Raw genomic sequence first — 25918 nt, forward strand, 5'->3', positions numbered from 1 at the left:
TCCTCAGAATATGTAATCGGTGGTCAGGAAGCTCGAACTACGGCCGCTGATGATCTCGCTGATCAGGTCCTTGTTGCTTTCCTGGAATTTAGTGGCGACCAGTGTCCGGATCGAAAACACCCGCAGTGCGTCATGCACCGACAAAGTGCCCTCGGCCGAGTTCTTGCGCCCGTTGAAAGGGTAGGTGTCGGGCCCGCGCTGGCATTGGGCGTTGAGGTTGATGCGCCCGACCTGGTTGGCGAAGGTGTCCACCAGTCGCCCGACCGCCACCGGGTTGGTGCCGAAGATGCTCAACTGCTGGCCGAAGTCCGACTCCAGGACGTAATCGATCACCGTATCCAGATGCCGGTACGGCACGATTGGCACCACAGGACCGAACTGCTCTTCCTGATAGACGCGCATGTGCGGCGTCACCGGGTACAGCAGCGCGGGATAGAAGAACGACGCGCGTGCCTGACCTCCATGGGGATTGACCACTTTCGCCCCCTTGTCGAGCGCATCCGCCACCAGCGCATGCAGGTAAGCGACCTTGCCCGACTCCGGCAGCGGCGTCAGGGCCACGCCGCTTTCCCACGGCATGCCGGGTTTGAGCGTGGCGAGCCTGGTGTTGAATTTTTCGATGAAGCGCTCGACCACGTCTTCGTGGACAAAGAGGATTTTCAGCGCCGTGCAGCGCTGGCCATTGAACGACAGGCACCCGGTGACCGCTTCATTGACCGCATTGTCCAGATCCACCTCCGGCAGGACGATACCGGGATTCTTCGCATCCAGGCCCAGCGCCGCGCGCAAACGGTGGGGTTTTGGATGGAGCTTTTTCAGGTCGCTGGCGGCTTTATTGGTGCCGATGAACGCAAAGATATCGATCTTGCCACTGGCCATCAGGGCGCTGACGGTCTCGCGACCGCTGCCGTAGATCACGTTGATCACCCCGGCCGGGAAGCTGTCGCGGAAGGCTTCCAGCAATGGACGAATCAGCAGCACGCCGAGTTTGGCCGGTTTGAACACCACGGTGTTGCCCATGATCAGCGCCGGGATCAGCGTGGTGAAGGTTTCGTTCAGCGGGTAGTTGTAGGGGCCCATGCACAAGGCCACGCCCATCGGTACGCGGCGGATCTGGCCGAGGGTGTCCTGCTCCAGTTCGAAGCGGCTGGAGCGGCGGTCGAGTTCCTTGAGGGCGTTGATGGTGTCGACGATGTAATCGCAGGTGCGGTCGAACTCTTTCTCCGAGTCCTTGAGATTTTTACCGATTTCCCACATCAGCAACTTGACCACTGCCTCGCGCTGTTCGCGCATGCGGCCGAGGAAGGATTCGACATGCTGGATGCGCTCGGCCACGCGCAAGGTCGGCCACAAGCCCTGGCCGCGGTCATAAGCGCGGACAGCGGCGTCGAGGGCGGTCAAGGCGGTCTCGGCATCGAGCAATGGCGTGCTGCCGAGGATGACTTGTTCATCGCCATTCGGGCCACTGAAATACACTGGGCTGCGGACCTGGGCGAGGGGGCCGGGCCAGGTTTTCAGTATGCCGTCGACCAGGTATTCACGCTGTTCGGTGGGGGCGTCGAGGCGGTATTTTTCCGGGATGCTGCCGGCCTCGGGAAACAGATTGCCAAGGATGTTCGCTGTGGTCATGTCGCTACCCCTGAAGAGATGTTGGCGAGCCCGGGCCATGGCAGGCGCGGGCTCGCTCGCGAAGGTCGTTAACGATAACGCGTAAAAATCAGACGCCCCGCGGTGGTCTTGGGTTTTTCGCGAGCGAGCTCGCTCCTACATTCAATGTTCAATGCCCCGGATGTTGAGTCGATCGCGCGGCGACAGGCAGAGTAGAAGGGTTGAGGGTCTGGATCTTGTGTCTCTAGCGTAGACCGCTTTACGCAGTTCTTGTACATGGACATTGACCTGAGCACACACAACGGCCGGTGCTGCGGTTAAACTTCGTGCTCTTTCATAAGGAGTTCATATGAGTCATTACCAGCCGGGCATTCTCGCCACCCCTGTTCCGCCTCAAGCTCGCCATATGTTCTTCGCCCTCGAATCCGCCGCTGCGCTGCCGACGGCGCTCGACAATTTGATGCAACTGGTGGACGGCCAGTCGGCCGTGGTCGGCTTCGGTGAGTCCCTGGTCAAGGCCCTGAACGGCAACATTGAAGGGCTGCGGGTGTTCCCGGCGCTGACGGGCGTGGGCGTTGACAACCCGTCGACCCAACACGCGCTCTGGTGCTGGTTGCATGGCGTCGACCGTGGTGAGCTGCTCAATCGCAGCAATGCCCTTGAAGCGGCATTGGCGCCGGCCTTTCGCCTGGTGCAGATGACCGAAGGCTTCCGCCATCGCGACGGCCATGACCTGACTGGCTACGAAGACGGCACCGAAAACCCCCAGGACGAGGCCGCCGCGGCTGCCGCGCTGGTGGCTGAAGGCGTCGACGGCACGGTCGGTGGCAGTTTTGCCGCGATTCAGCAGTGGCAGCACGACTTGAAGAGCTTTCATGCTCTGCCTTCCCACGAAACCGACCACATCATGGGCCGACGCCTGAGCGACAACGAAGAACTCGATGACGCGCCAATCTCCGCCCACGTCAAACGCACAGCCCAGGAAAGCTTCGCGCCCGAGGCGTTCATCGTGCGTCGCTCGATGCCATGGATCGAAGGCGACCGCGCTGGTCTGATGTTCCTCGCGTTCGGTTTCTCCCTCGACGCCTTCGAAGTCCAGCTGCGGCGCATGAGTGGCCTGGAAGACGGCATCACCGACGGTTTGTACCGAATCAGCCGGCCGATTACCGGCGGCTATTACTGGTGTCCGCCGCTCAAGGACGGTCGACTGGACCTGCGTGCACTGCGTATCGACTGACCGATCACGAGCTGGCTTTTGTGGCGAGGGAGCAAGCTCCCTCGCCACAGGTGTTTCACCGCACGCTTGATCGTGCGCTCTAACCTTATTCCCAAACAGTATTTCTCAGCTCTCTCTTTAGAACTCTAAGATCACGTCATAACTCGTTATAACAAGTGATCTTCATGACCGATAACGTTCTATCCCTCACTAGCGTTCCCTTGCACACCCAGCTGCGGGATGTGCTGCGCGCCCGCATTCTCGATGGTCAGTACCCGCAAGACAGCCAGATGCCCTCGGAGAGCGAGCTCGGCGCGCTGTTCAAGGTCAGCCGCATCACCGTGCGCCAGGCCCTCGGTGACCTGCAAAAGGAAGGGCTGATCTTCAAGATTCACGGCAAGGGCACCTTCGTCGCCAAACCCAAGACCTTCCAGAACGTCAGCAGCCTGCAAGGCCTGGCCGAGTCCATGACCGGTCGCGGCTACGAGGTGATCAACCGCCTGCGCAGTTTCAAATTCATTGCCGCCGACAAACAGGTGGCCGAGCGTTTGCAGGTCGCCGAGGGTGAAGTCGTGGCGCAGATCAAACGGGTGCGCTTGATCAATCGCGAGCCGATTTCGCTGGAAATCACCTACCTGCCCAAAGCCATCGGCGAGCGCCTGGAGAAGGCAGACCTGGTCACCCGCGACATCTTCCTGATCCTCGAAAACGACTGCGGCCTGGCCCTCGGTCACGCCGATCTGGCCATCGATGCGGTGCTGGCTGACAGCGATCTGACCCAGGCGCTGAACGTCGAACCGGGCTCGCCGATCATGCGCATCGAGCGTCTGACCCATGACGCTGATGGGCGGCCCCTGGATTTCGAACACCTTTACTACCGAGGCGACGCGTTCCAGTACCGCCTGCGGATCGACCGGCAAAAAGGGGAGCAGGCATGAGCCGAAACACGTTGGAGCAGGAATACGACATCGTCGTGATCGGCGGTGGCACTGCCGGGCCCATGGCGGCGATCAAGGCCAAGGAACGCAACCGCGACCTGCGGGTACTGTTGATCGACAAGGCCAACGTCAAGCGCAGCGGCGCGATCAGCATGGGCATGGACGGCCTGAACAACGCGATCATCCCCGGCCACTCGACGCCGGAGCAGTACACCAAGGAAATCACCATCGCCAACGACGGCATCGTCAACCAGGCGGCGGTCTACGCCTACGCGACCCACAGCTTCGAAACGATCGAGCAACTGGACCGCTGGGGCGTGAAGTTCGAAAAGGACGAAACCGGCGACTACGCCGTGAAAAAGGTCCATCACATGGGCGCCTACGTGCTGCCGATGCCCGAAGGGCATGACATCAAGAAAGTGCTGTATCGCCAGTTGAAGCGGGCGCGGGTGAGCATCACCAATCGCCTGGTCTGTACCCGTTTGCTCAAGGACGAAGAGGGCGCGGTCAATGGTGTGATGGGCTTCGATTGCCGCACGGCCGACTTTCATGTGATCAAGGCCAAGGCGGTGATTCTGGCGTGCGGCGCCGCCGGGCGTTTGGGCCTACCGTCCTCGGGCTACCTGATGGGCACTTACGAAAACCCGACCAATGCCGGCGACGGCTACGCCATGGCCTATCACGCCGGGGCCGAACTGGCGAACCTGGAATGCTTCCAGATCAACCCGCTGATCAAGGACTACAACGGCCCGGCCTGCGCTTATGTCACCGGTCCGCTGGGCGGCTACACCGCCAACAACAAGGGCGAACGCTTCATCGAGTGCGACTACTGGAGCGGGCAGATGATGTGGGAGTTCCACCAGGAACTGGAAAGCGGCAATGGTCCGGTGTTCCTCAAACTCGATCACCTGGCCGAGGAAACCATCCAGAACATCGAAGAAATCCTGCACAGCAACGAGCGCCCGAGTCGCGGCCAGTTCCACGCCAATCGCGGCACCGACTACCGCACGCAAATGGTCGAGATGCACATTTCCGAGATCGGTTTTTGCAGCGGGCATTCGGCATCGGGGGTGTGGGTCAACGAGCGAGCCGAAACCTCGGTCAAGGGTTTGTACTCGGCGGGGGACATGGCAGCGGTGCCGCACAACTACATGCTCGGCGCGTTCACCTACGGCTGGTTTGCCGGGACCAATGCGGCGGATTTCGTCGCCGGGCGTGAGTTTTCGGCGCTGGATGCGGCGCAGATCGAAACCGAGAAACAACGGGTCTACGCGCCACTGGACCGCGAACACGGCCTGCCACCGGCCCAGGTCGAGTACAAGTTGCGGCGCTTCGTCAACGACTACCTGCAACCGCCGAAAGTGACCAAGAAAATGCAAATCGGCCTGCAGCGCTTCAGCGATATCCAGCGCGACCTCGATCAGATCAAGGCCCACAACGCCCACGAACTGATGCGTGCCATGGAAGTCAGCATGATCCGCGACTGTGCCGAAATGGCCGCCCGGGCCTCGTTGTTCCGCGCTGAAAGTCGCTGGGGGCTTTACCACTATCGGGTCGATCACCCGCAACGCAACGACAACGACTGGTTCTGCCATTGCCACCTGAAGAAGGATGAAAACGGCCTGATGACCAGTTTCAAGAAAGCCGTCGAGCCTTACATCATCCCGCTCGACGCCGATGAAATGCAGGCCTACGACCGGTTGCGGGTCGGTGCCGACGCGGCTTGATGCCATCAACAAAAGAGAGACCGAACATGGCCTATCAGCCCCAGGAAATCTTCTTCCGCTCCAACGCGCCGGTCACCGTCGACGAGGACCTGTGCATCGCCCACAAAGGCTGCACCGTGTGCGTCGACGTCTGCCCGATGGACTTGCTGGCCATCAACCCGGCCACGCAAAAGGCCTACATGGCCTTCGATGAGTGCTGGTACTGCATGCCCTGTGAGAAGGACTGCCCGACCGGGGCAGTGAAAGTGGACATCCCTTATTTGTTGCGCTGACTTGAAGCTGGCTTGCCAGCGAAAGCGATTTCACATTCACCACCTCTGCAACAGACACACCGCTTTCGCCGTTCAAGCCGGCTCCAGATCGTGTGTTGAAAAAATGCGTTAAAGCCATCCGGCCACCACCGGACGCCTGTTTCAAACACCCCTCGTTTCCCACCACGCCCTGATCGTGGCGGAGACGAACATCCAATAAATGATTCGAGGGGATTCACCATGGTTTTGCCAACATCGCTGCGTGCAGCGTTTGCCGGTCTGGTACTGGCCTCATTCACCTTGTCGGCCTCGGCCGAAACCATCCGCATTGCCATCGGCACCCAGGACACCACGATCAACTGCGCCGCTGGTGGTCTGTTGATCCGCGAACTGGGCCTGCTCGACAAATACCTGCCCCATGACGGGCAATACAAGGATGCGAAGTACGACGTGGAGTGGAAGAACTTCACCAGCGGCGCGCCCCTGACCAACGAAATGGTTGCCGGCAAACTCGACTTCGGCGCCATGGCCGATTTCCCCGGTTCGTTCAACGGTGTGGCGTTCGAAACGGCGGGCAAGCACAGCCTGTTCATCAGCGTGCTGTCGGGTAGCATCAAGGGCAGTGGCAACGGCATCGTGGTGCCGAGTGCCTCGGGCGTGCAGTCGCTGGCCGAGCTGAAGGGCAAGACCATTTCCGTGCCGTTCGCTTCGACCGCCCATGGCATGTTGCTGCGTGCCGTGGCGGCCCAGGGTTGGGACCCGCTCAAGGACGTGAACATCATTGCCCAGCCACCGGAAGTCGCCGGCTCCGCCTTGCAGGCCGGCAAGATCGACGCCCATGCCGACTTCGTGCCGTTCGCCGAGCTGTTCCCCAGCCGAGGCTTCGCACGCAAGATCTATGACGGCTCCCAGGCTGGGGCGCCAACCTTCCACGGTGCGCTGGTTGACCAGGCCTACGCGAAAAAATACCCGGAGATCGTCGTCGCCTACCTGCGCGCCAGCATCGAGGCCAATCAGTTGCTCGCCGCCGAGCCGGAGAAGTACAGCGAACTGATCGCCAAGGTCACCGGGGTCGATGCCGAGGTCAATTACCTGTTCCACGGTCCGTTGGGCGTACAGACCCGTGACCTGAGCTGGAAACCTGAATATCGCCAGGCCGTCGGCACCGCCATCGACACCCTCAAACTGCTGAAAAAGGCGGATCGCGGGCTCGATCTGAATACCTTCATTGACGACCAGTACATCCGCGCCGCCTTCAAGGCCTCGAAACTGGACTACACCGCGCAACTGGCCAACTACGCGCAAACCCCGCTCAAAGCGGTCGATGCGTCCACTGGCAAAGCCATCACCGACTTCAGCCACGTGGCCGAGATCTGGGTGCGTGGCGAAGCGAAAGTCCGTCAGTACGCGTCGGCGGAAGCCGCGTTCACCGCGCTGGCCAGCCTCAAGCAGGAAGGCAAGAACATCCGCGCGGTGTATGCCCAGGCCAGCGACAGCGGCATCAAGTTACTGGCGGATCAGGCGTGGTTTGCCAGTGATGCGAAAGGGCGCCTCAGTGCGTTTTTGCTCAAGGGACAGGCCCAACAATTCGCCACGGCCCAGGGCGGCAAGGTGTTCGACTTCACCGATGCCACCACCCAGGCGGTGGCCGTGCGCTAATTCAAAAACACCGCAGTCCCCTGTAGGAGCGAGTCTGCTCGCGATGGAGTGTCAGCCAAGGAAATGTCGACTGACACCTCATCGTGAGCAGGCACGCCCCCTACAGGAAATCGGTTGAGAGGAACAATTGTGAACGGACCCTTTAAGCGCTGGCCTCCCCGAGCCGCCTCCTTGCTGCTCTGCCTGCTGTTCTGGCAACTCGCCGCCAGCCATCACTGGAACCTCGGCCTGGTGACATTCGCCAATGTGCCAACACCGCTGGCCGTGATTCAGGCAGCTTTTGGTCTCGGTGACTCCGGCAAATTGGCCCGGCACTTGAGCAGCAGCCTTGGCCGGGTGTTCGCCGGTTACCTCGCAGCACTGGTCATCGGCATTGCCCTGGGACTGGCCATCGGCCGTTCGAAATGGGCCGAAGACCTGTTGCTGCCGCCGCTGGAAGTACTGCGGCCGATACCCGCCGTGGCCTGGATCCCCCTGGCGATCCTGATGTTCCCCTCGTCAGAGCTGTCGATGGTCTTCATCACCTTCACCGGCGCGTTGTTTCCGATCCTGCTCAATACCGTGCACGGCGTCGAAAGTGTCGATCCACGGCTGATTGCCTCGGCGAAAAGCCTCGGGGCAGGGCGGCGGGCGATTCTGCTGGAAGTGATTCTGCCGGGGGCTGCGCCAAGCATCATCACGGGCCTGGCCATCGGCATGGGCACCTCGTGGTTTTGCCTGGTGACCGCCGAAATGATCTCCGGCCAGTACGGCATCGGCTATTACACCTGGGAGTCCTACACCATCCAGAACTACGCCGACATCGTGGTCGGCATGTTGCTGATCGGGGTACTCGGGATGGGCAGCAGCCTATTGATCAAGCGCCTCGGCGGACTGTTCACGCCTTGGCATCGACCACGAGGTAAAGCCTGATGAGCGTTTTTCAACACCCGGAAGGGCGTATCGATATTCGCGCCCTGTCGATCAGCCTGGGCGAGGGCAGCGCCGCTTTTGAAGCGGTGCAAGGGCTCGATTGCCAGATCGAACCGGGACAGTTCGTGTGCATCCTCGGGCCGTCCGGTTGCGGCAAATCCACCTTGCTCGGTGCGCTGGCCGGTCACCTGCAACCGCGCACCGGCGTCCTCAACGTCGACGGCGCGCCGGTGTCTGGCCCGTCGCCACAGCGCGGCATGGTGTTCCAGCAGCACACGCTGTTCCCTTGGCGCACGGTGCGCGACAACGTCGCCTTCGGCCTGAAAATGCGCGGTATCGGCAAAGCCGAACGGCACCGGGCCGCCGATGAAATCCTCGCCCTGGTGGGCCTTGAAGGCTTTGCCGAGCGCTGGCCGGATCAGCTGTCCGGCGGCATGCAGCAGCGGGTGGAAATCGCCCGGGTGCTGGTCAATCGTCCACGGTTGTTGCTGATGGACGAGCCTTTCGGTGCCCTCGACGCCCTGACGCGCTTGAACATGCAGGAACTGCTGCTGGACATCTGGACACGGATTCGCACCACCGTGGTGTTCGTTACCCACGACATCGACGAAGCGCTGTTCCTTGCCGATCGCTTGCTGGTGATGAGCTCGCGCCCCGGCCGGATCATTGAAGACCTGCACCTGGACTTCCCCCGGCCACGCACCACCGAGCTGGTGACCAGCCACGCCTTCTCGCGCTTGAAGCGTCACTGCCTCGAGCTTCTGCGTCACGAAGACGGTCGGCAGCTACCGCGCCTGAACCCTCTCGGACTTCCTCCTGAAAACAAACTGCCGCGATTTGCCCTATGACCTCACTCTTTGATGTAACCGATAACGACGACATTCTCTCCCTGCAACCACGCCTGACCGATGAGGATGCCGGTGTGCGCCGTATCGCCCTGATCGACCTGGCTGACCTGGAAGAACCGGATGGCCTGCTGTGGCTGGTCGATCGCCTGGCGCACGACCCGGCCGAGGAGGTTCGCGCCGAAGCCGCGCGCTTGCTCGAAGCCTGGGAGGACGAGCCCGTGGTCGAGGCGTTGTGCCAGGCCCTGACCGATCCCGCGCCAGCGGTGCAAGCCGCCGCCGCGCAAAGCCTCAGCCTGCTCAAGAGTGAAGCGGCCGGCAGGGTGATTCTGCCGTGGACCGGGCATGCCGACATCGGCGTGCGCATCGCTGCATTCCGGGCCTTGCGCGAGTTGCGCTTTCCCCTGGCAGCCCCGGCGGCCCTGCTGGCGCTGGACGATCACGACGCCAATGTCCGGCGTGAAGCGGTTGGCGTGCTGGGCTGGCTCAAGCAGCTTGATGCCTTGCCGGCCCTGGCACGGCTGGCCAGCGATGACCCGGACACCGAAGTCCGTCGCGCGGCCACCGGGGCCTTGGGGCTGGCGTCAGACGCACAGGTGCTGCCGGCCCTGCGACAGGCCCTGCAGGACCAGGCCTGGCAAGTGCGCGAAGAGGCCGCCACCACGTTGGGCAAGGTCGGACACCTCGACGCTGGTGCCGCGCTGGTCGAAGCCTTGGGTGACGATTACTGGCAAGTCCGCCTGCGCGCCACCCGCAGCCTTGGGCGTTTACGTTATGCCCCGGCCCTGGATGCCTTGATCGAAACCCTCGGCCACCGCATCAGCAATCTGCGCAAGGAAGCCGCGCTGGCCTTGGGCGAGTTGAACGAGCGGGATGCCATCGCGCCGCTGTTGGCCGCCCAGGACGACGGCGACCCGGAAGTGCGCAAGGCGGTGCGCATTGCCTTGAGTCAACTGCAATGAACCCGCTGGCCATCGGCAACTCCCGAAGCAAACAACAATTGCGCCTGAACTGGCCGGACGGTCGCGAACAGCGGCTGGACCACGTCGAGTTGCGTCGCCAATGCCCGTGTTCGCAATGCCGGGCGTTTCGAATGCGGGGAATGGCGCCGCTGGTTGATGACCGCGTTCAGGTGGTCGAAGTGAATGCGCAGGGGTATGGATTGCAGCTGGTGTTCAGTGATGGGCATGAGCGGGGGATTTATCCGTGGGCGTTTTTAGCCGGGCTTTCTTAGTGAATGGAATACCGCTTTCGCTGGCTTGCCAGCGAAGGCAATCTGAAATTCAGCACAGATTTCAAAGACCAAATCACCGACAAGCCGGTGCCGGCACACGGTGAACTCAAAAAGTCTTGCTGACGCTCGCCACCACCGTCGCACTGCACACATCATCGAACCCCCAATTGCTGGCGCATTGGCTCTTCGACAGGTTGGTGTCGACGTAGCTCAGGCCCAGCGTAACTCCGGCCAGTTCGTGGGTCAGTCGGACTTCCCATTCGCGGTACGAGTCCTCGGCGTCACCCGAGTTCGAATACAGGGTCGGGTCCTTGAAGTCCATGTTGCCGTAACGCAGTTTCAGGCCGGTGTCATAGGGCAGCTCGGTTTCATAACCGATGTAGGTGTAGAGCGAGTTCTGCTGGCTGTCGATGCCCGGCGCATCGTCGGAGTAATAGGCGCCGAGCTTCACCCCATAAACGCTGAGAATGCCGTAGACCTCGCTCTGATTGAACTGGCTCTCTTTCGGGTAACTGTATTTGAGATAACCAAGGTCGAGATTGACCGCATCGGTGGCTTGCCACAGCCAACCGGCGTAGTAATCAATCTCCTGTCGGGTCTTCAGGCCGCCGCCAAAATCGACGTTGGAACTCCATGCGCCCAGGTACAGGCCACTGCTGTGGGTCAGGGTTGCGCCGGCTTGCAGGGCCGGGTCGTTCTGGGTTTGCGAGATGCCACGGCTGCGGTAGTCGCTGGCCAGGTTGACGTCCAGCAGCAACGAAAAATCATCATTCAAGGGCACGGCCTGGCTGCTTAAGGGCAGCAAACTCAAGGAGCCGAGGGCGAACAGGGTGAAAGCTTTCATGGGGTACGTCCCGCTATTGTGATTGTTATAGGCAGAAGTCGGACATGGCTGCGCCTGGCCCCGTGTCGAGAAACACGGAGTCGGGCAGCGGCGGGGTTGCTGTTTTTATCAGAGGGTTGGTGCATAGACCTGACGACCGGCGAACCAGGTTTGCAGCACTTGGGTGTTGTGCAGGGCTTTTTCGTCGACGCTGAACACATCGCGGTCGACCACGATGAAGTCGGCCTGTTTGCCAGCGGTCAAGGAACCGATCTGTTTGTCCAGGCCAATGGTGCGAGCGGCGTTGAGGGTATAGGCGTAGAACATGGTCTCGCGGTCAATGCGTTCATCGGCGTTGAGCACCCCCATCGGCCCGATCCGGGTCATGGCCTGGGCCATGGCGTTCCACGGGTTGGGCGAAGACACCGGCCAGTCGCTGGCCCCGGCGATGGTCGCGCCTTGCTTGAGCAAGGAGTGCGCCGGGTACTGGTAACGGAACGCCAGGGCACTGACGTAAGGCTTGATCATGTCCGTGGTGTAGTCGTCGGCACTGGCCCACAACAGTTGCATCGAAGCGATGACATCGAGCGGTTTGAAGCGGGCGAATTCTTTCGGATTGACGATCTGCAAGTGCGTGATCGAGTGGGTCACTCCGCTCTGCCGGTCTTTGCGCGCCTGGGCGATGCCGTTCAGCGATTCGCGTACCGCGCGGTCGCCGATGGCGTGGATGTGCACCCGCCAGCCCCGTTGATCGATGGCGCTGACCAGTTCGCCGAAGTGCTTGGGATCGATCAGCAGTTCGCCTGGTTTGTGCGAGTTGGTATAGGGATCGATCATCGCCGCGCTCTGCGCCGGGTACTCGATCACGCCGTCGGCGAAGATCTTGACGCCGGGCAGCGTCAGGTTGGAAATGCCCTGGAACTGCTGGCGGACCTTGTCCAGCGTGTCGAGATCGGCCGGCACGCTTTTCGGATTGGCCACCAGCAGTGCCGCGACATGGGCGGTCATGCCGCCGCTTTCGGACAGGGCTTTGTACACCGGCAGCACACCCACGGTTTTCTCCGTGGGCTTGAGGGCGAACAGCGGTTCGCCAGGCGCGGCGTTGGCCGCAGGGTCCATCCACGCTGTGATGCCGAGGCTGTTGTTGTAGCTCACGGCGGTTTTCGCCGCCTTGAGCATGTCGGCGGCACTCGGCGACGGCATTTTCGAGGACACCCGGTCCCAACCGGCGTCCACCAGAAATCCGTTGGGGCTGCCATCGGCGAGTTTGCCGATGGTGCCTTTCTCGGCGTCCGGCAGGTTTTTCAGCAACATTGCGTCGACGCCGGCGCGCTTGAGCATCACATTGTTGGCCCAGGCCGTGTGGTGATCGCTGCCGGTAAACACCACCGGCACGTCGGCCCATTCGCCGCTGTTGAATGTCTTGCCCAAGGCTTCGGACTGCGCCCAGTAGGCCGAGCTCATGCCGGCCACGGTCAAGACATCGCCATGCCGGGCCTTGCCGTCGTCACGCCAGCCACGCAGGCGTTTTTCCAGTTCGTCGAGTTCGACCACCTCGTCTTCCATGTTCGCTGCGACCATTTCCAGGCCGCCGAAAATCGCGTGGGAATGGCTGTCGATCAGGCCGGGCATCAGGGTCTTGCCACCCAGGTCGATGACTTGGGTCCCTGAGTCGATCAAGGCCTTGATCTGCGCATCGCTGCCCACTTGCAGCACTTTGCCGTCCTGTACTGCCAGGGCCTGAACCTTGGGCTGGTTGCGGTCGGCGGTGAAAATCTTGCCGTTGAACAACACCAGATCAGTCGCCGCCATGGCTTCCAACGAGGCAAAACTCATTGCCGCCATCAGTAGATTCGGGATGAATCTTTTCATTGAATGTTTCCTTGTTATTGCGTCTGATGGCCAGATTAGTGGCTTGCCGCCGTCGGCAGAACGCCTCACTCACGAAAAACGTTTTTGCCTGAATGGAAAAAGAATGGACAAGTTAGGGGCACTGAAAATGTTCGTGGTCACCGCGCAACTGGGCAGTTTCAGTCGCGCCGCCGAGCAGTTGGGCAAGACCCCTTCGGCCCTGACCAAAGCGGTCAATCATCTGGAGACGGAGCTGGGTGCGCGTTTGTTCGAGCGCAGTACCCGGCGGATTTCGCTCACGGAATCCGGACGGCTTTACCTGGAAACCGCGCGTCAGGTGTTGCAGCGGCTGGACGAGGCGGGTGAGGAAATCGAGCAGTTGCAGCATGGCTTGCGCGGCAGTCTGAAAATCACCGCACCGCTGGCTTATGGACAGGCTTTTCTCGACCAGGTGGTGGGCGGTTTTCTTGAGCAATACCCGCAGATCGACCTGCAAGTGGACCTGTGCGATGCGTTCGTCAATTTGCTCGAAAGCGGCTACGACCTCGCGTTGCGCGAAGGGCATGACGACTTGCCGGGGCTGATCGCCCGGGTGGTCGGGAGCAATCGCCTGGCGCTGTGTGGCAGCCCGGAATATCTGGCGCGCAAGGGGCTGCCGGTCACCCCGCAAACCCTTGATCAGCACGAATGGTTGTTGTATCGCCACCCATTGCTCAGCCGCGAATTCTGGTGGGTCGAGCGCGACGGCCAGCGGCTGAGCCTGCCGCAGCCCCAGACGCCACGATTGCGCAGCGACAATTACGACCTGTTGCTGGCCAATGCCCTGGCCGGGCGCGGTCTGCTGCACACCCCGCTGTGGAGTGCCGCGCCGTACCTGGCCGACGGGCGACTGGTGCAGGTGATGGCCGACTATGACATCGACCCCGACAGCTTTGGCCCGCACATTCTGGCGGTGTACCCCAGCCATCGGCGGGCCACGGCCAAAGTGCTGGCGTTTATCGATTACATCACCGCGTATCTGGCCGACCCCTGTAGGAGCGAGCTTGCTCGCGAGGGTCGTCAACGATAACGCGGGGTGCCTGATACCCCGCGGCGGCCTCGGTTTTTTCGCGAGCAATCGAGCGTCGACCGGCTGCTCCTGCAGAAGTCCTTGTAAGAAAAAACCGAAAAGAGTACAAATGTACTCCATGACGACTTTAACTCCCCGCCGTACCGCCATCCTGACCTTTATCCGCGAGCGCATCGCCGAACACGGTCAGTCCCCGAGCCTCGCCGAGATCAGCGAGGCATTCGGTTTCGCCTCCCGCAGCGTGGCGCGCAAGCATGTGCTGGCGCTCACCGAAGCCGGGTTTATCGAGGTCAATCCGCATCAGGCCCGGGGCATTCGCCTGCTCGGGCAACCGCCGCGCCCCGAGTTGCTGGACATCCCGGTGCTCGGTCGGGTGGCGGCCGGTGCGCCCATTGGCGCCGATGCCGAAATCCATAGCCGTCTACTGCTTGACCCGTCGATCTTCTCCCGGGTGCCGGACTACATGCTGCGGGTACGCGGCGACTCGATGATCGAGGACGGCATTCTCGACGGCGATCTGGTGGGCGTGCACCGCAACCCCGAGGCGCTCAACGGCCAGATCGTCGTGGCACGCCTGGACGGCGAGGTCACCATCAAGCGTTTCGAGCGGGTCGGCGACCGGGTTCGCCTGTTGCCGCGCAATCCGGCCTACCAGCCGATCATCGTCGAAGCCGACCGGGACCTGGCCATCGAAGGGGTGTTCTGCGGTCTGGTGAGGCAAGGCTGATGGGTGCCGTCGTTGCGCTGGATACGCTGTTCAATGGCGGCCAGGTCTGGAAGGGCCGGCCTGCGCCGCCTGCTGTCAGCCCGCAACCCACCGGGCATGCCGCGCTGGATGCAGCGTTGCCCACGGGCGGCTGGCCGGAAGCGGCGCTGACCGAAATCCTTCTGGCCGGGCAGGGCGTCGGCGAGTTGCAATTGGTATGGCCGGCACTGGCGCGGCTGTCGGCGGCGGGCGAGCGCATTGTGCTGGTGGCGCCGCCCCATGTGCCGTATCCCCAGGCCTGGCAGAGCGCCGGGGTCGATCTGCGCCAGTTGTCGATCATCCAGGCCAGTGAGCGCGATGCGCTGTGGGCGGCCGAGCAATGCCTGCGTTCGGGCAGTTGCGGCGCGGTGCTGTGCTGGCCGCACAAGGCCGATGACCGCGCCCTGCGTCGCTTGCAGGTGGCGGCGGAAACCGGCTCGACCCTGGCGTTCGCCTATCGCTCGATCAGTGAAGCGATCAACCCGTCGCCAGCGGCCCTGCGCATCGCCATTGATGCCAAGCCTGCGCAATTGCGGGTGCTCAAGTGCCGGGGCGGCCTGGCCCGTTCGGCGCCGATTGCCTTTGCCGTGGGGCATTGAGGTTGCCATGCGCTGGGTCTGCATTCTTTTCCCGCAATTGGCGCTGGACGCGGTGCTGCGTCAGCGCGCCGACCCCGAAGCGCCGCTGGCGTTGCTGACCGGCCCGGCCCAGCGCCGGGTGTTGCAGGCGGTCAACGGCCCGGCGCGGGCGCTGGGCTTGCGTCCCGGCCAGTCCATGAGCGCCGCCCAGGCCTTGAGCAAGGGCTTTGCCACGGCCGAATACGACACGGCTGAAATCGAACACTGGCAGCAGTTCCTGGCCGGCTGGGCGTATCGCTTCAGTTCCCAGGTCAGCGTGCATTACCCGCGCGCGCTGGTGTTTGAAATCGAGTCCAGCCTGGGGCTGTTCGGTGGCTGGCCGCCATTCGAGGCGCGTTTGCGCAGCGAACTCGGCGAGTTGGGTTTCCGTCACCGCATCGTCGCCGCGCCCAACCCGGCGGCGGCGCGGATGCTGGCCAACGCCCATGACGGCCTGGTGGTGCCCGACGATCAAGCCTTACAGTATCACCTCGGACAATTGCCCGTCGACCGCATCGGACTGGAGGCCAACGTCGCCACCGCGTTGTCGCGCATGGGCCTGCGCACCTTGAGCCAGGTGCAGGCGTTGCCTCGGCACAGCCTGGCGCGACGCTTCGAGGCCCCGGTGCTCAAGCACCTGGACACCTTGCTCGGCTTGCGGCGCCTGGCGCTGGCGTTCTATCTGCCGCCGGACCGCTTCGATGTGCGTATCGAGCTCAACTTTGATGTGCAATCCCATCAGGCCTTGCTGTTTCCGCTGCGTCGATTGACCGGCGACCTGTCGGCGTTTCTCTGCGGGCGCGACAGCGGCGTGCAACGCTTCGACCTGCATCTGGAACACGCCGGCTTGCCGGACACGTTGATCAAGGTGGGGCTGCTCAGCGCCGAACGCGATCCGGCGATGCTCTTCGAACTGGCGCGGGGGCGGCTGGAGCAAGTGCAGGTCGAGGCGCCGGTGCGTGGGTTTCGCCTGCGCGCCGAAGACTTGCCGAGCTTCGTTCCGCAGTTTCAGGAGCTGTTCGACGATCGCCCACAGCAAACCTTGCCCTGGGAGCAACTGCGCGAACGCTTGCGCGCACGGCTGGGGGACGACGCGGTGCACGGCTTGCGCTTTCAGGCCGATCACCGTCCGGAGTGTGCGTGGCAGGTCAGTGCCGACCACCAGCCCTGCGCCGGATTCCCGAGCGTGCAACGGCCAGGCTGGCTGCTGGCCGAACCGCTGGCGGTACACGAAGGCTCGACGCGCATCCTCATGGGGCCGGAACGCATCGAGTCCGGCTGGTGGGACGGCGACGACGTACGCCGTGACTACTACCTGATCGAAACCCGTAGCGGCCAGCAGGGCTGGGCTTATCGTGCGGTCGGCGAGGATGGCCCGTTGTGGTTGCAGGGCTGGTTCGCATGAGCGCCGGGTATGCCGAACTGCACTGCCTGTCGAACTTCAGTTTCCAGCGCGGTGCCTCCAGTGCCCTTGAGCTGTTTCAGCGGGCGAAAAAGCAGGGCTATCAGGCCCTGGCGATCACCGATGAATGCACCCTGGCCGGCATCGTCCGTGCCTGGCAAGCGGCGAAGTCCGTGGAGCTGCCCCTGATCATTGGCAGTGAAGTGCGCATCGAGAACGGCCCGAAGCTGGTGCTGCTGGTGGAGAACCTCGAGGGTTACCAGGCGCTATGCCGACTGATTACCCGAGCCCGCCGCCGTACGCAAAAAGGCCAGTATCAGGTGTTGCGCGAGGACTTCAGCGAGCCGTTGCCGGGGCTGCTGGCGCTGTGGGTGCCGGACGCGGTCGATGACTTCGCACAGGGTGACTGGCTGAAACAGGTGTTCGCTGAACGGCTGTGGCTGGCGGTGCAGTTGCACCGTGGTCAGGACGATGCACGGCGTCTCAACGATTTGCTGGCATTGGCCAGGGAGCTGCGGATTCCTGCGGTGGCCAGCGGCGATGTACACATGCACGCTCGCGGGCGGCGCGCCTTGCAGGACACCATGACCGCGATCCGCTATCACCTGTCGGTGGCCGATGCCGGGTTGCGCCTGCACCCCAACGGTGAACGGCACCTGCGCAGTCTCGACGTCTTGCGCGATCTCTATCCAGCGGCCTTGCTCGACGAAACCCTGACCATCGCCCGGCGCTGCACGTTCGACCTCGGTCAGCTGCGTTATCAATATCCGCGAGAGCTGGTGCCGCAAGGGCACAGCGCAGCGTCCTGGCTGCGCGAGTTGACCGAGCGCGGCATGCGCGAGCGCTGGCCCGGCGGGGCGAGCGAGAAGGTACGCGGCCTGATCGACAAGGAACTGGGGCTGATCGCCGAGCTGGGTTATGAAAGCTATTTCCTGACCGTGCAGGACATCGTCGCCTTCGCCCGGCGCGAGAAGATTCTGTGTCAGGGCCGGGGCTCGGCGGCCAACTCGGCGGTGTGTTTCGCCTTGGGCATCACCGAGATCGACCCTGATCGCATGAACATGCTGTTCGAGCGCTTTCTCTCCAAGGAGCGTAATGAACCGCCGGACATCGACGTCGATTTCGAGCACGAACGCCGCGAAGAAGTCTTGCAGTATGTGTTCCAGCGCTATGGCCGGGGGCGTGCCGCGCTGACCGCCGTCGTCAGCAGTTACCACGGTGCCGGCGCGGTGCGCGATGTGGCCAAGGCGCTGGGGTTGCCGCCGGATCAGGTCAACGCCCTGGCCGACTGCTGTGGCCACTGGAGCGATCAGGCTCCCCCCGTGGAGCGCCTGCGTGAAGGCGGATTCGACCCCGACAGTCCGGTATTGCGCAGGGTCCTCAGCCTGACCCGGCAACTGATCGGGTTTCCCCGGCACCTGTCCCAGCACCCCGGCGGCTTCGTGATTTCCGAGCAGCCGCTGGACCATCTGGTGCCGGTGGAGAACGCCGCGATGGCCGAGCGCACCATCATTCAGTGGGACAAGGACGATCTCGATGCGGTCGGGTTGCTCAAGGTGGATATCCTGGCCTTGGGCATGCTCAGCGCGATTCGTCGCTGTTTCGATTTGCTGCGCCGTCATCGCAACCTGGACCTGAGCCTGGCGTCGATCCCCTCCGAAGACGCGCCAACCTACGACATGATCGGCCGCGCCGACACCATCGGCGTGTTCCAGATCGAATCCCGGGCACAGATGTCGATGCTGCCCAGGCTCAAGCCACGCAAGTTCTATGACCTGGTGATCGAGGTGGCCATCGTTCGTCCCGGACCGATCCAGGGCGGCATGGTGCACCCGTACCTGCGCCGGCGAAACAAGGAAGAACTCGAAAGCTATCCCTCGGAAGAGTTGCGGGAGGTATTGAAGCGCACCCTGGGCGTTCCACTGTTTCAGGAACAAGTGATGCAGATCGCCATTGTCGCCGCCGACTACAGCCCCGGCGAGGCCGACCAGCTACGTCGTTCCATGGCGGCCTGGAAACGTCATGGCGGGCTGGAACCGCACAAGGATCGACTGGCCGCCGGCATGAAGAAAAAAGGCTACACGGCTGAATTCGCCGCGCAGATTTTCGAGCAGATCAAGGGCTTTGGCAGCTACGGCTTTCCCGAATCCCACGCCGCCAGTTTTGCCTTGCTGACCTACGCCAGTTGCTGGTTGAAATGCCACGAACCGGCAGCCTTCGCCTGTGCGCTGATCAACAGTTGGCCCATGGGTTTCTACAGCCCGGACCAGATTCTGCAGGACGCGCGTCGCCACCATCTGCAGATCCGCCCAGTGGACGTGCGGGCCAGCGACTGGGATTGCAGCCTGGAACCGCTCAGCGGTACGCAACCGGCGATTCGCCTCGGTTTGCGCATGATCAAGGGCTTTCGCGAGGACGATGCCCGACGTATCGAGGCGGCGCGTTCGAGCGGTGCGTTTGTCGACGTCGCCGACCTTGGCGAACGGGCGCGACTCGATGCTCGCGCTCAGGAGCTTCTGGCCGATGCCGGTGCGCTGCGAGGGTTGGCCGGTGATCGGCATCGGGCGCGCTGGGACGTGGCGGGGGTGCAAAAGCAGCTTGGCCTGTTTGCCGGCCTGCCCAGTCAGGAGGAGGGCGCTGTGTCGCTGCCCAAACCCACGGTGGGCGAGGACCTGCTGGCCGATTACAACAGTCTCGGCACCACCCTCGGGCCCCATCCGCTGGCGTTGTTGCGAGACGAGTTGAAGGCCCGGCGCTGCCGCAGTTCAAAGGAATTGCTGGCGGTCGAGCACGGGCGGCCGGTCAGCATCGCCGGGCTGGTGACCGGACGGCAGCGACCAGGCACCGCCAGCGGTGTGACCTTCGTCACCCTGGAAGACGAGTTCGGCAACGTCAACGTGGTGGTCTGGCGTGACCTGGCCGAGCGGCAACGCAAGGTGCTGGTCGGCTCACAATTGCTCAAGGTCGATGGACGCTGGGAGAAGGAGGGTGAGGTCCGGCATCTGATTGCCGGACGCTTGAGTGACCTGAGCCCGCTGCTCGATGGCATTACTGTGCGGAGCCGGGACTTTCATTGAGTCACAGGGTTTCAGGCAGCTGGGCACCGGCAGCAAAGTCAGTGAGTAACTGCCCCGTGGCCACAGGGCGTTCAATCATGGGCAAGTGGTTGCAACCTTCCAGGGTGACAACCTGCCCGACCCAATCATCGGGCAGACCGTTTTGCATCGTCTGCAAGGCGGAGATATCGATCACCTTATCCTCGCGGCAGCCGATGCCCAGTACCGGCAGGGTGAGCTGCGCCAGCCGATGATCCAGCGCGAACCACTGGGATGGTAGACGGATCTGCGCCAGGGTGGACTCGATAAAGCTGCGTTGATGCCGATTGCCCGCAATGGCATTTTCCACTTCCTGGTCGGACATCTCGGGAGGATTGAGATAGACAAGTCGGGCAGTGCGTTCGACGCCGGCACGGTCATCGTAGATAAACGGGTTGTGACCAGCATTCAATGACCGGACGAAATCGTTTTCGGCGAAGCTCAATCCCAACGGGTTGACCAGCACCAGGCGTGCAATACGCTCCGGCCTTTGGGCGGCAAATACGCCGGCAATGGCGCCTCCCATGGAGTGGCCGACCAGATTGATTTCACGCAGGTCGAGCGCAAGCAGAAAGTCATTGAGCCGCGCTGCTTGTGCATCGATGTCATAACTTTCGCCGGCAAGGCGCGTCGAATCACCCCAGTCGGGAAGGTCGGGAATAATCACGTGAAAGCGTGCGCCGAGGTCCTCGCCCAACGTGCGCCAGGCGTCTTTGCTTGAAGAAAAGCCATGTACCAGCAACAGGACCGGACCGTTCTTTGCGCCCTCGTAATACGACCAGGTCGTGTTGCCTGCCTGGATTGATCTGGTCTGCAGGGAGGACTTTGCTGTCGGATTGATATCCGGGGGGGTTGAGTGTGCGGTGCCCGAATACGGGAGTGTTGCAAGGAGGAGTATCGCAGTGAACAGAAGGATGTACCTACTGCTTCGAATCGTATGGAAAGGGGAAAATCGCTGACGGGTATCCATGTCATTAACGTCCTGATTACGCTGTTCGGTTGTTTTGTCTTGCCAGGGAATGGATTGATGAGCTGCCCAGCAAGAACAGTTGATTTGAAGTTGAATATGGCGCGGCGCCAATACTGGCAGCCGGGAAATGTACGACCTCAGGTTTCAGATTAAACAAGGTCGATGGACGCCGGGAGAAGGAGGGTGAGGTCCGGCACCTGATTGCCGGACGACTCAGCGACTTGAGCCCGCTTCTCGACGGTATCACTGTGCGTAGCCGGGATTTTCGCTAACGACGCGTCCCCCTGTAGGAGCGAGCTTGCTCGCGATGGGCGCAAGAACACCGCAGTTCATCAGGCACCCCGCATTAGCGTTGACGTTTTTCGCGAGCAAGCTCGCTCCTGCAGGGGATATGCGCTGCGTACTACTTGGCTAGTGGCCAAAACCGCTCCCCACCCCCCGGCGCTTCCGTCCAGGCCTGCAACGAGCGTGTCGGCAGATCGAAGTAATCCCGCGTGCGCGCATAGCCATGCCCACCCATCCGCCCGATCGCGTCGAGCCCCAGTTGATCGATGTACAGGGTTTTCGGGTCGATCAGTTCGTCGCGAACATGGGCCATCAGCACTTCGCCGAAGATGATTTCCCGCGACTGGCCGATGGACAGCGCCATCATCCGGCGACATTCCAGCGCGACCGGCGCTTCGCCGATCCGTGGGCATTTGACCGTGGTGCCGGGAATGGCGGTGAGGCCGGCGGCGGTGAGTTCGTCGAAGCCGGGGGCGAAGGGCACGGCGCAGACGTTCATGGCTTCCACCAGCGCATCACTGACGATGTTGACGGTGAATTCCTGGTTGAGCTGGATGTTGCGCGTGGTGTCCTTGGGGCTCTGGTCGCCGTAGTTTTCAACGCCCAGGGCGAGGATCGGCGGATCGGCCGAGAGTGCATTGAAAAAGCTGAACGGGGCGGCGTTGATCCGGCCTTCACCGTCGACAGTGGTGACCAAGGCAATCGGTCGTGGCACCACGCTGCCGATCAGAATCTTGTATTTGTCTCGCGCACTCAGCGTGCTGAAGTCGAAGCTTTGCATGGGCAGGATTCTCTAAAGAAGTGGATCGATGGCGCTCAATGGCGCCTGCGCGCTGTAGTCGTCGGCGAACGGAATGGCCGGTTGGAACAAGGTCTTCCAGTCCGGTTGGCCAAAGGCCCGGTCGCTGTGGCTGCGCATGAGTTTTTCAAATTGTCGTTGGGCCTGGCGTTGCAAGGCGGGGTAGTCGACACCCTGGACCTGGCCGTCCTGCATCACGCAGCGGCCATCGATGTAACTGGCAATGCAGTCGTCGCCGCGTCCGGCCAGCACCAGGTTCTTCAATGGGTCGAACAGCGGCCCCAGGTGCAGACCGCGCAGGCTGAACACGGTGATGTCAGCCTTGGCCCCCGGCGCCAGACGACCGATATCGTCACGGCCCAGTGCCTTGGCGCCGCCGAGGGTGGCGGCGTTGTACATGTCCAGTGTGCTGGTCAGCGCGTTGCCGCCCTCCATCAATCGCGCGATGTTCAGGCCCTGGCGCATGTTGTCGAGCAAATCCGCTGGCCAGGTGTCGGTGCCCAGGGCGACGTTGATGCCCTTGGCCCGATAGCGGCCGAAGGAGTTGAGCGCCTCGCCATCCCGGGCGAAAACCACCGGGCAGTGCACCAGGCTTGCGCCGCCATCCACCAGCCGCTGAAGGTCGTCATCGCCCTCGGTGTAGATGCCGTGGGGCAGCAGGCTGCGCGAATTCAAAAGCCCAAGCTGCTGCAACCAGCCCAGCGGTGAGGCGCCACGCAGTTGCTCGACCATCGCCACTTCGCCGAGCCCCTGGCAACAATGCAAACGCATCGGTGCGTTCAGCTCGCGGCTCAGCGCAGCGGTGCGTTGCAGCAGTGCCGGCGTACAGGTCTGGATGCGGTCCGGCAACAGCGCCCCACGAATCAGGCCGCCGTTGGCGCCGTCGAAATCACGGAAAAACCGTTCCGCCGCATCAAGTCCGGCCAGGCCTCGGGCTTCATCCCAGTGATGCGCCAACGTACCGTCGGCCTGCCAATAACTCATGCCGCTCATGTAGCAAGGACCGAGGTAAGTGCGCAGCCCCAATTCACTTGCCACACCGGCCACCGCCGCAAATTCGTCGTAGGTTTCCGCCCATTGGCGGTAGTACATCGAGGTGATCGGCATGGCGGTGGTGATGCCATTGCGGATCAGTTGGGTGAAGGCATAGCGATACTTGAAGACTTCTTCTTCAGGGCTGTAGCTCTCCCGTGATCCGCGTGCCAGATAGTCCGCCGACCACATCCGGCCCATGTCGCGCTCGTCGCCGTTGTCCAGGGTCAGGACCGTGGAGTCAAGATCGCCCAAGGCATCCAGATCAATGAAGCCGGGGCCGATCAGCGCATTGCCGTAGTCGATCCATTGACTCACCGGCCCCGGATAACCGCGCCCGACAAACACAATGCGCGAGCCCTCGAACACTACCTCGCCATTGCGCCACAGCACGTGTTGCGTGCCGTCGAAGCCGACCACACAACTGGCTCGAAGCCCGATGCGATTCACAAACGACTGTCCAGCAAGCGACCGCCCGAAGCGATCAACCGTCCACCGCGATAAACCTGGCGAACCGGCCGTGAAACCAAGGCTTCGCCCAGGGTCTGTACCGGCATCAACAGAAAGTCCGCCGGCCCGCCCAGCGCCAGCCCATAGTCCGAAGCGCCCAGCGCCCGCGCGCCATTCACCGTCGCTGCGTCGAACGCCGCCGCCAGTTCTTCGTCCTTGTTCAAATCGAAACGAAACGCCAGCAACATTGCTCGCTCCAGCATGTCGCCGTTGCCCATGGGCGACCAGGCGTCGCGAATGCCGTCCGAACCGAGGCAGACATTCACCCCGGTTTCGCGCAGAGCGAGGAACGGCGGCACCGCGCAGTCGGCCGGTGCCGAACTCATCAACGAAATACCCAGCGCCGCCAGGCGTTCGGCCACGGGTTTGACCTGGCTCCACGGCAGCATGCCGAGGCAGTAGGCATGACTGATCATGACCCGGCCCTGACGCCCGAAGCGTTCGGTGTAATCGGCGATCAGCGCGATTTGCCACAGGCCCAGCTCGCCCTTGTCGTGCAGGTGAATGTCCACCCCACGGTCGAACTCGCTGGCCAGTTTGAACACGAAGTCCAGTTGGGCGATGGGGTCGTTGTCGATGCCGCAGGGGTCGAGGCCGCCGACGTTCTCCACGCCCTGGGCCATGGCTTCGCGCATCAGTTCGGCGGTGCCGGGACGGCTGATCAGGCCGGTTTGCGGGAACACCACCAGTTGCAGGTCGATGAGGTCGCGGTACTGCTCCCGCAGCTGCTGCATGGCTTCGACGTGGCGCAGGCCGAACTCCGGGTCGATGTCGACATGGCAGCGCATGGTCAGCGAGCCACGGGCGATGCAGTTTTCCAGCAGGGCCCCGGCCCGTTGCGCGATCGGGGTTTGGACTTCACGCAGGATCCGCCGTTCGTTGGCGATGTAGTCCTTGAGGGTCGGGCCGGCGCTGTTGGGGCGCCACGGCTGGCCCCAGAGGGTTTTGTCCAGGTGCACGTGGCTTTCCACCAGGGTCGGGGTCAGCAGTTGGTTTTGGCCATCTAGGTCGGTGGCGAGTAATTCAGTGGTCGAGGCCGGGCGACGTTGGGTGAACCGGCCGTTTTCGATCAGCAGGTCTTCGGCGGTTGAACCGTAGGGGCGTACATTGCGTAGCCAGCGGGGTTGATTCATTGCAAACCTCAAGTTGTATATTGTCAGGGCCGGCCTATTCGCGAGCAGGCTCGCTCCCACATGTGGAATGCGTCACCTGTGGGAGCGAGCCTGCTCGCGATGGCCGCGACTCGGTCTCAGTCAGGCAATCAGCCCTTGAGCTTCGCCCAGATGCGGTCCTGCAGTTCCCGCGCCTTGTTGCTGCACTCTTTCTCGGGGCGCAGGCGCGAGGCGAATTCGTCCGGCATGTTGATGGCGTCCATCACGCGCCATTTGGCGTCAATCAACGTGTCGCTCTGGATGCCGTTGGCGTAGGCGATGGCGTTGGATACGGCGGCGGCGTTTTCCGGTTTCATCATCCAGTCGATGAAGATTTTCGCGTTGCCAGGGTGCGGGGCGCTTTTCGGGACGGCGAAGTTGTCCTGGAACATCGCCAGGCCTTCGCGCGGGTAGACGTACTTGATGGTGCTCTTCTGCAACGTGGCTCGCGCGGTGGAGCCGTTCCAGTTCTGCATCATGATCACTTCACCGGAGGCCATGCGGTCGACGGTGTTGTCCGAGCTGTACATCTTCAGGAACGGTTTCTGTTTTTGCAGCAGTTCCAGGATGCGCTTGGCGTCCTGCGGGTTTTCGCTGCATTCGTCGACGTTCAGGTAATGGCTGGCGGCATTGATCACGCTGCTGGAGGTGTCGAGTGCGGCGAGCTGGCCTTGCAGTTCCTTGCGTGGTTCGAAGAACTCTTTCCACGAGTCGTCGAGTTTGCCGCCCGGCACCCGCGCACTGTCATAGGAAAACCCGGTGGTGCCCCACAGGTACGGTGCCGAGAATTTGCGGCCGGGGTCGAAGCTCGGGTCGCGGAACGCCGGTTTCACGTATTGGAAATTGGGCAGGGTCGGGGTGTCGATTTCCAGCAGCAGGTTCTGGTTGATCAGGGTGCGCATGATCGACTGCGACGGCACGATCACGTCATACGCCGCGCCCCCGGCCTGCAACTTGGCCAGCAGGGTTTCGTTGCTGTCATAGCCGTCCATGGTGACCTTGATCCCGGTCTCCTTTTCGAACTTGGCCAGCAGGTCTACCGGGTAGTAATCGGTCCAGTTATAGAAGAACAGTTCCTTGGGCTCTGCGGCCTGTGCACTGAAAGCGGTGAAGCAACTCAAGGCCAGACTGGCAACGGCGAAACGCATGCTTTTCACTTTTTTGTTCATAAAAACAGGC

The 25918-nt window shown here is 62.3% G+C and carries 22 protein-coding genes and 1 pseudogene; 15 read left to right on the forward strand and 8 right to left on the reverse strand.

Annotated features, from left to right (window positions below):
* Positions 1–3: 3 nt before the first annotated feature.
* On the reverse strand, positions 4–1629 hold the full coding sequence (locus ACGJAX_RS19350) for an aldehyde dehydrogenase family protein (protein WP_390955751.1): 1626 nt from the start codon (positions 1627–1629) through the stop codon (positions 4–6).
* Between the two features lie 328 nt (positions 1630–1957).
* Between ACGJAX_RS19350 and ACGJAX_RS19355 the strand changes: the two genes are divergently transcribed.
* The 9 genes from ACGJAX_RS19355 (at position 1958) to ACGJAX_RS19395 (ending at position 10390) form a co-directional block, all read left to right on the forward strand.
* A complete protein-coding gene (locus tag ACGJAX_RS19355; protein ID WP_390955752.1) occupies positions 1958–2845 on the forward strand; it encodes a Dyp-type peroxidase in 888 nt (295 codons plus the stop codon).
* Between the two features lie 164 nt (positions 2846–3009).
* Positions 3010–3762, forward strand: coding sequence for a UTRA domain-containing protein (locus tag ACGJAX_RS19360; protein WP_390955753.1), 753 nt, complete (start codon positions 3010–3012; stop codon positions 3760–3762).
* Positions 3759–5489: a fumarate reductase/succinate dehydrogenase flavoprotein subunit gene (locus ACGJAX_RS19365; protein ID WP_390955754.1), complete on the forward strand. Its 1731-nt coding sequence runs from the start codon at positions 3759–3761 to the stop codon at positions 5487–5489. The genes ACGJAX_RS19360 and ACGJAX_RS19365 overlap by 4 nt, the downstream gene beginning before the upstream one ends.
* 26 nt (positions 5490–5515) lie before the next feature.
* Positions 5516–5761: a ferredoxin family protein gene (locus tag ACGJAX_RS19370; RefSeq protein ID WP_008060065.1), complete on the forward strand. Its 246-nt coding sequence runs from the start codon at positions 5516–5518 to the stop codon at positions 5759–5761.
* A gap of 219 nt (positions 5762–5980) precedes the next feature.
* On the forward strand, positions 5981–7399 hold the full coding sequence (locus ACGJAX_RS19375) for an ABC transporter substrate-binding protein (protein ID WP_390955755.1): 1419 nt from the start codon (positions 5981–5983) through the stop codon (positions 7397–7399).
* A 129-nt stretch (positions 7400–7528) separates the two neighbouring features.
* A complete protein-coding gene (locus ACGJAX_RS19380) occupies positions 7529–8311 on the forward strand; it encodes an ABC transporter permease subunit (protein ID WP_390955756.1) in 783 nt (260 codons plus the stop codon).
* Positions 8311–9159, forward strand: coding sequence for an ATP-binding cassette domain-containing protein (locus tag ACGJAX_RS19385; RefSeq protein ID WP_390955757.1), 849 nt, complete (start codon positions 8311–8313; stop codon positions 9157–9159). Before ACGJAX_RS19380 ends, ACGJAX_RS19385 begins: the two co-directional genes overlap by 1 nt.
* On the forward strand, positions 9156–10118 hold the full coding sequence (locus ACGJAX_RS19390; protein WP_390955758.1) for a HEAT repeat domain-containing protein: 963 nt from the start codon (positions 9156–9158) through the stop codon (positions 10116–10118). Before ACGJAX_RS19385 ends, ACGJAX_RS19390 begins: the two co-directional genes overlap by 4 nt.
* Positions 10115–10390 (forward strand): gamma-butyrobetaine hydroxylase-like domain-containing protein, encoded by a 276-nt coding sequence (locus ACGJAX_RS19395; RefSeq protein WP_390955759.1) that lies wholly within the window; start codon positions 10115–10117, stop codon positions 10388–10390. Before ACGJAX_RS19390 ends, ACGJAX_RS19395 begins: the two co-directional genes overlap by 4 nt.
* A gap of 106 nt (positions 10391–10496) precedes the next feature.
* On the opposite strand, the gene ACGJAX_RS19400 is transcribed toward ACGJAX_RS19395, so the two are convergent.
* Positions 10497–11234, reverse strand: a complete 738-nt coding sequence (locus ACGJAX_RS19400) for a TorF family putative porin (protein ID WP_390955760.1) — start codon at positions 11232–11234, stop codon at positions 10497–10499.
* 108 nt (positions 11235–11342) lie between these two features.
* Positions 11343–13085: an amidohydrolase family protein gene (locus ACGJAX_RS19405; protein ID WP_390955761.1), complete on the reverse strand. Its 1743-nt coding sequence runs from the start codon at positions 13083–13085 to the stop codon at positions 11343–11345.
* A gap of 103 nt (positions 13086–13188) precedes the next feature.
* On the opposite strand from ACGJAX_RS19405, the gene ACGJAX_RS19410 reads away from it, so the two are divergent.
* From ACGJAX_RS19410 to ACGJAX_RS19430, 5 genes are all read left to right on the forward strand, one after another.
* Positions 13189–14133, forward strand: coding sequence for a LysR substrate-binding domain-containing protein (locus ACGJAX_RS19410; RefSeq protein ID WP_090322799.1), 945 nt, complete (start codon positions 13189–13191; stop codon positions 14131–14133).
* 109 nt (positions 14134–14242) lie between these two features.
* Positions 14243–14860 (forward strand): transcriptional repressor LexA, encoded by a 618-nt coding sequence (lexA, locus tag ACGJAX_RS19415; protein WP_090322797.1) that lies wholly within the window; start codon positions 14243–14245, stop codon positions 14858–14860.
* A complete protein-coding gene (gene imuA, locus ACGJAX_RS19420; protein ID WP_090322795.1) occupies positions 14860–15477 on the forward strand; it encodes a translesion DNA synthesis-associated protein ImuA in 618 nt (205 codons plus the stop codon). Before lexA ends, imuA begins: the two co-directional genes overlap by 1 nt.
* Before the next feature lie 7 nt (positions 15478–15484).
* On the forward strand, positions 15485–16900 hold the full coding sequence (locus ACGJAX_RS19425) for a Y-family DNA polymerase (protein WP_390955762.1): 1416 nt from the start codon (positions 15485–15487) through the stop codon (positions 16898–16900).
* On the forward strand, positions 16876–19974 hold the full coding sequence (locus tag ACGJAX_RS19430; protein WP_390955763.1) for an error-prone DNA polymerase: 3099 nt from the start codon (positions 16876–16878) through the stop codon (positions 19972–19974). Before ACGJAX_RS19425 ends, ACGJAX_RS19430 begins: the two co-directional genes overlap by 25 nt.
* Before the next feature lies 1 nt (position 19975).
* Here the strand turns inward: ACGJAX_RS19430 and ACGJAX_RS19435 are convergent, their stop codons facing one another.
* Complete coding sequence (locus tag ACGJAX_RS19435) at positions 19976–20962, reverse strand: alpha/beta fold hydrolase (RefSeq protein ID WP_390955764.1); 987 nt, start codon at positions 20960–20962, stop codon at positions 19976–19978.
* A 140-nt stretch (positions 20963–21102) separates the two neighbouring features.
* Between ACGJAX_RS19435 and ACGJAX_RS19440 the strand changes: the two are divergent.
* Positions 21103–21234, forward strand: a pseudogene (locus ACGJAX_RS19440) (hypothetical protein); the annotation flags it as partial.
* A gap of 131 nt (positions 21235–21365) precedes the next feature.
* Here ACGJAX_RS19440 and ACGJAX_RS19445 read toward each other — a convergent pair.
* The 4 genes from ACGJAX_RS19445 to ACGJAX_RS19460 form a co-directional block, all read right to left on the reverse strand.
* A complete protein-coding gene (locus tag ACGJAX_RS19445) occupies positions 21366–22028 on the reverse strand; it encodes a flavin reductase family protein (RefSeq protein WP_090322788.1) in 663 nt (220 codons plus the stop codon).
* 12 nt (positions 22029–22040) lie between these two features.
* Positions 22041–23528 (reverse strand): chlorohydrolase family protein, encoded by a 1488-nt coding sequence (locus ACGJAX_RS19450; protein WP_390955766.1) that lies wholly within the window; start codon positions 23526–23528, stop codon positions 22041–22043.
* Entirely contained in the window at positions 23525–24721 is a 1197-nt protein-coding gene (locus tag ACGJAX_RS19455; protein ID WP_390955767.1) for an amidohydrolase, read from the reverse strand. The genes ACGJAX_RS19450 and ACGJAX_RS19455 overlap by 4 nt, the downstream gene beginning before the upstream one ends.
* A 128-nt stretch (positions 24722–24849) precedes the next feature.
* Complete coding sequence (locus tag ACGJAX_RS19460; protein ID WP_090322782.1) at positions 24850–25908, reverse strand: extracellular solute-binding protein; 1059 nt, start codon at positions 25906–25908, stop codon at positions 24850–24852.
* Positions 25909–25918: the final 10 nt, after the last annotated feature.

The organism is Pseudomonas moorei (genome assembly GCF_042846945.1).
Classification (GTDB): Bacteria; Pseudomonadota; Gammaproteobacteria; order Pseudomonadales; family Pseudomonadaceae; genus Aquipseudomonas; species Aquipseudomonas moorei.